9 protein-coding genes are annotated in these 9,861 nt (G+C 63.1%); 1 reads left to right on the forward strand and 8 read right to left on the reverse strand.

All coding sequences use genetic code 11. From position 1 onward, the window contains the following. Positions 1–83: 83 nt before the first annotated feature. The 5 genes from Q8M42_RS04440 to leuS all read right to left on the reverse strand — a co-directional run bounded on the left by Q8M42_RS04440 (position 84) and on the right by leuS (position 6,205). Complete coding sequence (locus Q8M42_RS04440) at positions 84–1,367, reverse strand: lytic murein transglycosylase (RefSeq protein WP_304868253.1); 1,284 nt, start codon at positions 1,365–1,367, stop codon at positions 84–86. Between the two features lie 82 nt (positions 1,368–1,449). Next, positions 1,450–1,608, reverse strand: a complete 159-nt coding sequence (gene arfA, locus Q8M42_RS04445) for an alternative ribosome rescue factor ArfA (RefSeq protein ID WP_304868255.1) — start codon at positions 1,606–1,608, stop codon at positions 1,450–1,452. A gap of 226 nt (positions 1,609–1,834) precedes the next feature. Then, entirely contained in the window at positions 1,835–2,869 is a 1,035-nt protein-coding gene (holA, locus tag Q8M42_RS04450) for a DNA polymerase III subunit delta (RefSeq protein WP_304868257.1), read from the reverse strand. Positions 2,870–2,908: 39 nt separating this feature from the next. Continuing rightward, a complete protein-coding gene (gene lptE / locus Q8M42_RS04455; protein WP_304868259.1) occupies positions 2,909–3,520 on the reverse strand; it encodes an LPS assembly lipoprotein LptE in 612 nt (203 codons plus the stop codon). 72 nt (positions 3,521–3,592) lie between these two features. Continuing rightward, positions 3,593–6,205, reverse strand: coding sequence for a leucine--tRNA ligase (gene leuS / locus Q8M42_RS04460; RefSeq protein WP_304868261.1), 2,613 nt, complete (start codon positions 6,203–6,205; stop codon positions 3,593–3,595). A 258-nt stretch (positions 6,206–6,463) separates the two neighbouring features. On the opposite strand from leuS, the gene Q8M42_RS04465 reads away from it, so the two are divergent. Further along, the gene (locus Q8M42_RS04465; RefSeq protein WP_304868263.1) at positions 6,464–6,907 is read left to right on the forward strand and encodes a hypothetical protein; all 444 of its coding nucleotides are present in this window, start codon (positions 6,464–6,466) and stop codon (positions 6,905–6,907) included. A 55-nt stretch (positions 6,908–6,962) separates the two neighbouring features. Here Q8M42_RS04465 and Q8M42_RS04470 read toward each other — a convergent pair whose 3' ends face one another. From Q8M42_RS04470 to Q8M42_RS04480, 3 genes are read right to left on the reverse strand one after another with little or no spacing between them, the layout of a single operon-like run. After that, the gene (locus tag Q8M42_RS04470) at positions 6,963–7,934 is read right to left on the reverse strand and encodes a peptide ABC transporter ATP-binding protein (RefSeq protein WP_304868265.1); all 972 of its coding nucleotides are present in this window, start codon (positions 7,932–7,934) and stop codon (positions 6,963–6,965) included. Continuing rightward, a complete protein-coding gene (locus tag Q8M42_RS04475; RefSeq protein WP_304868267.1) occupies positions 7,934–8,908 on the reverse strand; it encodes an ABC transporter ATP-binding protein in 975 nt (324 codons plus the stop codon). Before Q8M42_RS04475 ends, Q8M42_RS04470 begins: the two co-directional genes overlap by 1 nt. A 10-nt stretch (positions 8,909–8,918) precedes the next feature. Further along, positions 8,919–9,818 carry an ABC transporter permease subunit gene (locus Q8M42_RS04480; protein ID WP_304868269.1) on the reverse strand — a complete coding sequence of 300 codons (900 nt, stop codon included), beginning with the start codon at positions 9,816–9,818 and terminating at the stop codon, positions 8,919–8,921. Between the last annotated feature and the right edge of the window lie 43 nt (positions 9,819–9,861).

Below are 9,861 nucleotides of genomic sequence, written 5' to 3' on the forward strand. Positions count from 1 at the left end.
GACCGTTCAGTCCGGCGGGCGCTGTGCGGTTCTGGCATCCACAAAGGAGGGCAGGCGCGCAGCGTTGTGGCGCTGCGCGTGACTTATCGGAGCTGCTGCAACAGCTCATAACTGGGGTAGCCATCGGCAGGTTGCCCCTTGGATTGCTGAAAGGCGCGCACGGCCTTGCGCGTGTTGGCGCCGATGATGCCGTCTGCCGGGCCTGGCTCGTAGCCTTTGCTGGCCAGTAGTTCCTGCAGTTCGATGCGCTCGCTACGCCCCAGTTGGCGGTCGTTGCGCGGCCAGGCGGCCTGCACGCCGGGGTTGCCATCCAGGGCATCGCTGAGCAGGCCGATGGCCAGGGCGTAGGCGGTGGAGTTGTTGTACTTGAGGATGCTGCGGAAGTTGTTCAGCAGCAGGAAGGCCGGGCCGCGATGGCCAGCAGGCAGAAACAGCGTGGCCTGACTGTGTTCGTTAGCATCAATGGCTCTCACCGGGTTGATCCCGAGGATGCGCCACTGCGCCAGGGTGCGACGCACTTCCGGGTCGGCCAGGGCGTAATCGAAGCCTTGCGGCAGATTCACTTCAAAGCCCCAGGGTTGGCCGTTTTCCCAGCCCGAAGCTTGCAGGTAATGCGCGGCGGAGGCGAGGGCGTCGGGGGTGGAGTTCCACAGGTCACGCTTGCCATCGCCATCAAAATCCACGGCATGCTGGTTGAAGGTGGTCGGCATAAACTGGGTTTGCCCCATGGCGCCCGCCCATGAGCCGATCAGTCCTTGCGCTGGGCCGTCGCCGGCTTGCAGGATCTGCAGTGCGGCCAGCAACTGGCTACGCCAGAACACCTGGCGACGGCCGTCGTAGGCCAGGGTGGCGAGGGAGCGGATGACGTTATGGCTGCCGATATTGCTGCCGTAATTGCTTTCCATACCCCAGATCGCGATCAGCACTTCATGGTCGACAGCGTAGGCACTGCGAATGGCTTTCAGGGTCGGTCGATGCTGTGCCTTGAGCAGACGGCCCTGGGCGATGCGCGAGACGGACACGGCGCCATCGATGTAGTCCCACACCGGACGGGTGAACTCTGGCTGGCTGTTGTCGGAGGTAACGACTCTGGGGTCCAGGGTGATGCCGGCGAATGTGCGGTCGAACAGTGCTGCGTCGATACCGGCGGCGATGGCATCGCTGCGCAGCAGGATGCGCCATTCATCGAAGCTGAGTAACGGGGTTGGGCTGCTGACAACGCTGGCGGCTGGGCTAGCGGGCGCTGCGCTGGTTGTGACTGGCGCGGCTGCAAGCGGCTGGGCCGGCGCTTCGGCGCAGGCAGTCAGAAGCAGTAGAAGGCAGGCGGTGGCGCTATGGGACAGGCCCCGAAGAAGCAGGTAAGGCATGGTGATCTCGGCACATTTTGCAGGCCGTAACCTTAGCATGATTGAGCTGATGTGCGGGTGCTGGCGGGCTGTGGCGGGCTTTTCAGGCAGCCAGAACGGATGAAGCCTCCCAGTTTTGCTGGGAGGCTTCGCGGCGGTAGCTGCCTTTGCCTTTGCTCGGCGTTTCCTGGCGTGAGCGAAACAGCGGCTGGGCTATCAGGGATTTGGCCTTGTTGGGGCCGCGTTTGGCTTTCTTCGCCATGACGTTTCCTCGGCAAATGACCTGCACGTCGCAGGCGGGCGAAGCATGATCCGCGCTCGGCAAAAAGTCCAGAGCCTGGGTGGTTGCAGGCCGTTGAGAAACGTTGGCGAGGCAGCTAGCGCAAGGCAAAAACAGGCGAGGAAGCGGAGTGTACGAGTTGTACATGAGCATTCCGAGCCTGTTTTTAACGCCGCGATGGCAACGTAGGTAGTTTTTCAACGGCCTGCTAGCGGGTTAGGCCCAGGCGTTGACCGCAGATGCTTAGGGTCAGCAGGCTCAGGCCGCTCCAGGGATCGCCGGCCGCCTGGCCTTTGATCTGTGCGTCAATCTGCTGGGCATCCTGCAGCAGCGCGGCCCAGCGGGCGGCGGACAGGCGTTGCAGGGCTTTGCTGACCAGCGGGCGGCGCTTGTCCCAGACCGGAGGGCGGGCGGAGCTGAAGGCTTTTTCCAGCGGCGTGCCCTGGCTGTACTGCTGGGCGATGCTGGCCAGTAGACGGATTTCCCGGGCCAGTGCCCAGAGAATCACCGGCGGTTCGACGCCTTCAGCGCGCAAGCCTTCGAGCATGCGCAGGGCGTGGGCGGCTTCGCCATTAAGGGCAGCATCGATCAGGCCGAATACATCAAAACGCGCGCTGTCGGCGACCGAGGCATGCACGGTGTCGACGTCGATCTGCGTGCCTTCGGCCAGCAGCTTGAGCTTTTCGATTTCCTGGGCGGCAGCCAGCAGGTTGCCCTCGACGCGTACGGCAATCATGTCCACCGCTTCGGTGCTGGCGCTGAGGCCCGATTGCGCCAGGCGCTGACGAATCCATTGCGGCAGCTGGTTGGCATCAACCGGCCAGATCTGCACGAACTGCGTCTGCGCGCCGTCTATCAGCGCCTTGCCCCATTTGGTTTTCTGCGCGCTGCCGTCGAGTTTCGGCAGGCTGATCAGCAGCACGGTGTCTTCGGCGGGGCGGGCGAGGTATTCCAGCAGCGCAGCGGCGCCCTTGTCGCCGGGCTTGCCGTTGGGCAGGCGCAACTCCAGCAGGCGCTTGTCGGCAAACAGCGACAGGCTGGCACCGGCTTGCAGCAGGTTGCCCCAGTCGAAGTTGTTGTCGGCGTTAAACACCTGGCGCTCGCTGAAACCCTGCTGGCGGGTTGCGGCGCGAATGGCATCGGTGGCTTCTTGGCAGAGCAGCGGCTCATCGCCACTGACCACATACACCGGGCTCAGGTTGCCCTGCAGGTGTTTGCCGAGTTGTGCAGAGTTAAGTTTCATGGGGGCGCAGAGCGGGGCCGCTGGCGCGGCCCGGCGAGCTTACTGGGCGCGAATCGGCAGCTGGATCGGCGACTGCTGCGGTTGCGCGGCCTGTTGCTGGCGAGCGGCTTCCAGGGCATCGGCTTCGGCCTGGGCCTTGGCTTCTGCGGTTTGCTGCAGTTGGTCCAGTTGTGCTGGGCTGATCTGCTGCAGGCGTTGCACCAGTTGCTGGATCAGTTCGCGGTTCATTTCCTGGCGCAGCTGAGCGGCTTCCTGATCACCACCGATCAGGTTGTTACCGTCCTGGGTGTAGAAACTCTGGGCTTCCAGCTTGTCGCTCATCAGCAGCAGGTCTTTGCTGCCACGGATCTCGTATTCCAGGGTTTTGTTCAGCTCGTACTCGGCGGTGCGGGCCGAGCTGGTGAAGCTGGCCGCGCGGCGGTTTTCCTGCTCGTTGCTCAACACCAGACGGTACTGCGCGCCTGGATAGACTTTGACGCCACTGTTCTGCAGCAGCTCGCGCACATCGTTGACGGTTTCGCCATAGGCGTTACGCGCGCTCACATCCAGTTCCTTGAGGGCGAACTCGGCGGTGCCGGTGCCACGCAGCTGAAAGCCGCAAGCGCTGAGCAGGGTAGCCAGGCCAATTACCAACAGATTCCGTTTGATCATCTTTTATCCCCTTGGCGTGTCTTGCGGCGCGCCGTTGTGCGGTCGCGCCGAGCTTAATCAGTTGGCGACTAGTCAGTTAGCAACAATGTTGACCAGTTTGCCTGGCACCACGATGACCTTGCGAATGCTCAGGCCTTCGGTAAAACGCAGTACGTTCTCGTTGCTGCGGGCGCTGGCTTCAACCTCTTCGCGGCTTGCGCTGGCTGGAACTTCAATCTGTCCGCGCAGCTTACCGTTAACCTGGATCACCAGGGTCAGGCTGTCCTGTACCAGGGCAGACTCATCCACCTGTGGCCAGGCGGCATCAATGATGGCTTCGTCGTGGCCCAGTTCCTGCCACAGCTGATGGCTGATATGCGGCGTGATTGGCGCCAGCAGCAGCGCCACCGCTTCCAGACCTTCCTGCAACAGGGCACGGTCTTGCGCTGTGGTTTGCGCGGCTTTCTCCAGCACGTTCATCAGCGTCATCACCTGGGCGATGGCGGTGTTGAATTTGTGGTGCTGGCCAATATCGAAGCTCGACTGCTTGATTGCCAGATGAATCGCGCGGCGCACGGCCTTCTGCTCGTCATTCAGGCTGGCCAGGTCGAGTGCGCCGGTGATGCCCTGGTTGACGTGGTTTTGCGCCAGACGCCAGACGCGGCGCAGGAAGCGGTTGGCGCCTTCAACACCGGCGTCAGACCATTCGCAGCTCATATCCGGCGGCGAGGCGAACATCATAAACAGGCGGCAGGTGTCGGCACCGAACTGATCGATCATCGACTGTGGGTCGACACCGTTGTTCTTCGACTTGGACATCTTCTCGGTACCGCCGATTTCCACCGGCAGGCCGTCGCTTTTCAGCTTGGCGCTGATGACCTTGGCTTTGCTATCGCGCTCAAGCTCGACATCGGCTGGGTTGAACCAGTCCTTACCGCCGTTATCCAGGGTGCGGTAGTAGGTATCTGCCACCACCATGCCCTGGGTCAGCAGGTTCTTGAACGGCTCATTGGAGCTTACAAGACCTTCGTCGCGCATCAGCTTGTGGAAGAAGCGCGCGTAGAGCAGGTGCAGGATCGCGTGTTCGATACCGCCGATGTACTGATCCACCGGCAGCCAGTGGTTGGCCGCTTCAGGGTCGACCATGCCGCTGGAGTAGTGCGGCGAGGCGTAACGGGCGTAATACCAGGACGACTCGACAAAGGTGTCCATGGTGTCGGTTTCGCGCTTGGCCGGTGCGCCGCATTTCGGGCAGCTGCATTCGTAGAATTCGGGCATGCGCGCCAGCGGGCTGCCAGCGCCATCCGGCACTACGTCTTCCGGCAGCACGACGGGCAGCTGGTCTTCCGGTACCGGTACGTCGCCACAGCTGTCGCAATGGATGATCGGAATCGGGCAGCCCCAGTAACGCTGGCGGCTGATGCCCCAGTCGCGTAGGCGGAACTGGGTTTTGCGCGCGCCGTGGGCGTTGGCTTCCAGGTCCGCGACGATGGCGTCGAAGGCGGCGCCGAAGTCGAGGTTGTCGTACTTGCCAGAATTGACGGTCGTCAGCCCGGCTTTGTCGCCGTACCAGTCTTGCCACTGGTTGGCGTCGTAGTCCTTGCCCTCACCGCTATACACCTGGGTGATTGGCAGGTCGTACTTGTTGGCGAACTCGAAATCGCGTTCATCGTGCGCCGGCACGGCCATCACGGCGCCTTCGCCGTAGCCCCACAGGACGTAGTTGGCGACGAACACGGGCAGCTTGTCGCCGCTCAGCGGATGAATAACGAATTGCCCGGTGGCAACGCCTTTCTTCTCCATGGTGGCCATGTCGGCCTCGGCCACGGAGCCGGCTTTGCATTCGGCGATAAACCCAGCGATGGCCGGATTGCTCTCAGCGGCGCGCTGCGCCAGCGGATGCTCGGCGGCGACGGCGACGTAGGTCGCGCCCATCAGGGTGTCGGGGCGAGTGGTGTAGACCTTGAGCTGGCCGTCGATACCGACGCTGGCCTGGTCATAGTCGAATACCACATCGGCGCCGAAGCTCTTGCCGATCCAGTTGCGCTGCATGGTCTTGACCTGTTCCGGCCAGCCATCCAGTTCGTCCAGGCTACTCAGCAGCTCTTCCGCGTAGGCGGTGATCTTGAAGTAGTACATGGGGATTTCGCGCTTTTCGATCACCGCACCGGAACGCCAGCCGCGGCCGTCGATCACCTGCTCGTTGGCCAGGACGGTCTGATCGACCGGGTCCCAGTTGACGCTGCCGTTTTTGCGGTAGATCACGCCTTTTTCGAACAGGCGGGTGAACAGCCACTGCTCCCAACGGTAGTAATCGGGTTTGCAGGTTGTGACTTCGCGGGTCCAGTCCACCGCCAGACCCAGCGACTTGAGCTGGGTCTTCATGTATTCGATGTTTTCGTAGGTCCACTTGGCCGGTGCGACCTTGTTCTTCATCGCAGCGTTTTCCGCCGGCATGCCGAAAGCGTCCCAGCCCATTGGCTGCAGCACGTTCTTGCCTTGCATGCGCTGGTAGCGGGCGATCACGTCACCGATGGTGTAGTTGCGCACATGGCCCATGTGCAGCTTGCCGCTCGGGTAGGGGAACATCGACAGGCAGTAAAAGGTCTCCTTGCCCGGCTGTTCGCTCACTACAAAGGATTTCTGCGCGTCCCAATGGGACTGCGCGGCGGCTTCGATTTCACGGGGCGAGTACTGTTCTTGCATGGCTACCGGCGCTGGGAATAAGGGCTTGCGGGAAACGCCGTAGCATACATGAGCCCCGCTTATTCAGGGAAACCCTGATTGCGCCGCGCGCCAGCTGCGGCGGCCTGGCTGGCGGCACCTCGCCAGGCGCGTCTCGTCGGCCGCACCTAGCCGGCCGCCCTAGCTGGTCGCGCCGTTTGTCGCGAGGCGTCGCCGGTTAAAGCGCGAACGCTAAGCTTGCTATAGGGAGCAGCAGCCTGCTCCGGGGCGAGGTGAAGGATGGCGGAGTTTCGGCGTGGTGCAGCGGGAGGCGGGCTCTATGAGCGGCTGCTGCAACGCCTTGCCATGGCATTGGATGAGGCAGATAGCGTGAGTACGCTGTCCGTACAACCGCCCCTGGAGCTGGAGCTGCGCGGCCTGACGGCGGCGGAAATGGAGTTGATCCGCGCTTATCTGGATCGCGACCTGGATTGGCTGCGCGGCTGGCATGCAGCCGCTCAGGAAATGGCGCAGATCGAGCAGCTGCCAAGCTCACGCAAGGTCGGCCGCACCGGCCACAAACCCACCGCCACGCTGCCCGGCAAGATCAAGCCGCTGCTTAAGCGTCGCTTGCAGCTGTGCTGCGCCCTGTGCGGCACCCTGGCCGGCTGGCAGTCCGGCAATGGCGTACAGGCCTGCAAAGCCTGCGGCTCGCAGTTGTTTCGGGCGAGCAATCATCGATAGGTGGGCGCCCCGTGGCGGTATGCTGCTGGTTGGCGTCAGCCTCACCATGCATCCATTAGCTATTGATTAACTCCGCATGATGGCAAGCCACTTGTCGCGCATCGAGCAGGCGCAGGGCTGGCTGTTCAACCCGGCAGCGTTCGTTGGCATGCGGGCAGCGTTGGTGGAAGGCGCAGCCGCTGGGGGGCGACAGCGGGTTGGGCAACTCGCCACTGATCTTGATCTTCGGTTTGCTCGGATCAGGATGGATGGTCGGCGTCGCCGACAGCAGTGCCTGGGTGTAAGGATGCAGTGGACGGTTGTAGATCAGCTCGCTGGGGCCCATTTCCACTGGGCGGCCGAGGTACATCACCAGTACATCATCGGCGACATGGCGTACCACCGAGAGGTTGTGCGAGATAAATACGTAGCCGGTGTTGAACTGCTCCTGCAGGTCCATAAACAGGTTGAGCACCTGGGCCTGGATCGACACGTCCAGCGCCGAGGTCGGCTCGTCCGCCACCAGCACCTTGGGTTGCAGCATCATCGCCCGCGCCAGGGCGATACGCTGGCGCTGACCACCGGAGAACATATGCGGGTAGCGCTGGTAATGCTCGGGGCGCAGGCCGACCTGTTGCATCATCGCCTGCACCCGCTCACGCCGTTCCAGGCGCGACAGCTCGGTATTGATCAGCAGCGGCTCGCCGAGCTGGTCGCCGATCTTCTGCCGTGGGTTGAGCGAGGCGTAGGGATTCTGAAAAACCATCTGCACGTCACGGCGCAACTGCTTGCGCTGGGCCTTGTTGGCGCCAGTCACTTCTTGCCCGGCAATCTGCAGCGAGCCCGAGCTGGGTTGCTCGATCAGCGTCAGCGCGCGGGCCAGGGTGGATTTGCCGCAGCCGGACTCGCCGACCACTGCCAGGGTTTTGCCGGCTTGCAGTTCAAAGGACACGCCATTCAGCGCTTGCACCTGAGCGTTGGGCTGGAACAGGCCGCGGGAGATTTCGTAGTGGCGGGTGAGGTCTCGGGCAGTCAGGACGGCGCTCATCAGGCCACCTCCGCAGTCAGGTTGAGCGGATAGAAGCAGCGCGCCGCGCCGCGTTCATGGGCATCCAGGTTCGGCCGTTGTTCACGGCAATGGGCCTGGGCGTAGGGGCAGCGTGGTGACAGCAAGCAGCCTTTCGGGCGGTCATAGCGCCCGGGGACGATACCGGGCAGGGTGGTCAGGCGGCGCTGGCCCTGGCTGTGCTCGGGGATCGCCTTGAGCAGCGCCTCGGTGTAGGGGTGGCTAGGGGCGCTGAACAGCTGCGGCACACTGCCGATCTCAACTGCTTGCCCGGCATACATCACGCAGACTCGCTGCGCGGTCTCGGCGACCACGGCCAGGTCATGGGTGATCAGCACCAGGCCCATGTCCTCCTGGCGTTGCAGATTGACCAGCAGGTCCATGATCTGTGCCTGAATGGTTACATCCAGCGCCGTGGTCGGTTCGTCAGCGATCAGCAGTTTCGGTTCGGCTGCAATCGCCATGGCAATCGCCACCCGTTGGCTCATGCCACCGGACAGCTGGTGCGGGTAGGCATTCAGGCGGCTGGCTGCGGCGGGGATTTCCACCTTGTCGAGCAGCTGCAAGGCGCGCTGGCGGGCAGCCTGGCCCTTGAGGCCAAGGTGCTGGCGCAGCACTTCCTCGATTTGAAAACCCACGGTAAAGCTGGGGTTGAGTGCGGTCATCGGGTCCTGAAAGACCATCGACAGGTCCTTGCCGATGATATGCCGACGCTGACGGCCCTTGAGGCGCAGCATGTCGGTGCCGTCGAACTGCAGGCTGTCGGCCGTGACGATGCCGGGGGCGTCAATCAGGCCCATCAGCGCCATCATGGTCACCGACTTGCCGGAGCCGGATTCGCCGACAATCGCCAGCACTTCGCCCTTTTCCACGCGCAGGTCGAGGCCATCGACTACCGGGATGGCGGTGGCGTCGCCGAAGCGCACGCTGAGGTTTTTGATATCCAACAGGCTCATGCGGGGTTCCTCACTGCGCATTCTTGAGTTTCGGGTCGAGTGCATCACGCAGCCCGTCGCCCATCAGATTGATTGCCAGCACGCTGAGCAGAATGGTCAGGCCCGGCAGGCTGACCACCCACCAGGCGCGCTCGATATAGTCGCGCGCCGAGGCCAGCATGGTGCCCCACTCAGGGGTTGGCGGTTGTACGCCGAGGCCGAGAAAGCCCAGGGCGGCGGCATCGAGAATCGCCGAGGAAAAGCTCAGGGTGGCCTGCACGATCAGCGGTGCCATGCAGTTGGGCAGCACGGTGATAAACATAAGTCGCGGCAGGCTGGCGCCGGCCAGGCGTGCAGCAGTGACGTAGTCGCGGTTCAGCTCACCCATCACTGCCGCGCGGGTCAGACGCACATAGGACGGCAGCGAGACGATGGCGATGGCAAAGATGGTGTTGATCAGCCCTGGGCCGAGGATGGCGACGATGGCCACCGCCAACAGCAACGAAGGCAGGGCCAGCATGATGTCCATCAGGCGCATGATCGACGGGCCGAGCAGGCGCGGGAAGAAACCGGCGACCAGCCCCATGAGAATGCCGGGGATCAGCGACATCAGCACCGAGGCCAGGCCGATCAGCAGCGACAGCCGTGCACCATGGATCAACCGCGACAGCAGGTCGCGGCCGACCTCATCGGTGCCCAGCAGAAACTGCAGTTGGCCACCTTCCAGCCAGGCCGGAGGGGTGAGCAGAAACTCGCGGTATTGCTCGCTGGGGTCATGCGGGGCGATCCACGGCGCAAACAGCGCACAGATCACCAGCAGGATCATAAAGGCCAGCCCGGCGACTGCGCCCTTGTTGTGGGCGAAGGCCTGCCAGAATTCCTTGAGCGGCGAGGGGTAGAACAGGCTCTGGTCTAGAGTGGTGGTCGTCATGGGCGAGCTTCCAGAGTGGGCCTGTGTAGGGTGGATGACGCTT

Source organism: Pseudomonas sp. (genome assembly GCF_030684895.1).
Taxonomy (GTDB): domain Bacteria; phylum Pseudomonadota; class Gammaproteobacteria; order Pseudomonadales; family Pseudomonadaceae; genus Aquipseudomonas.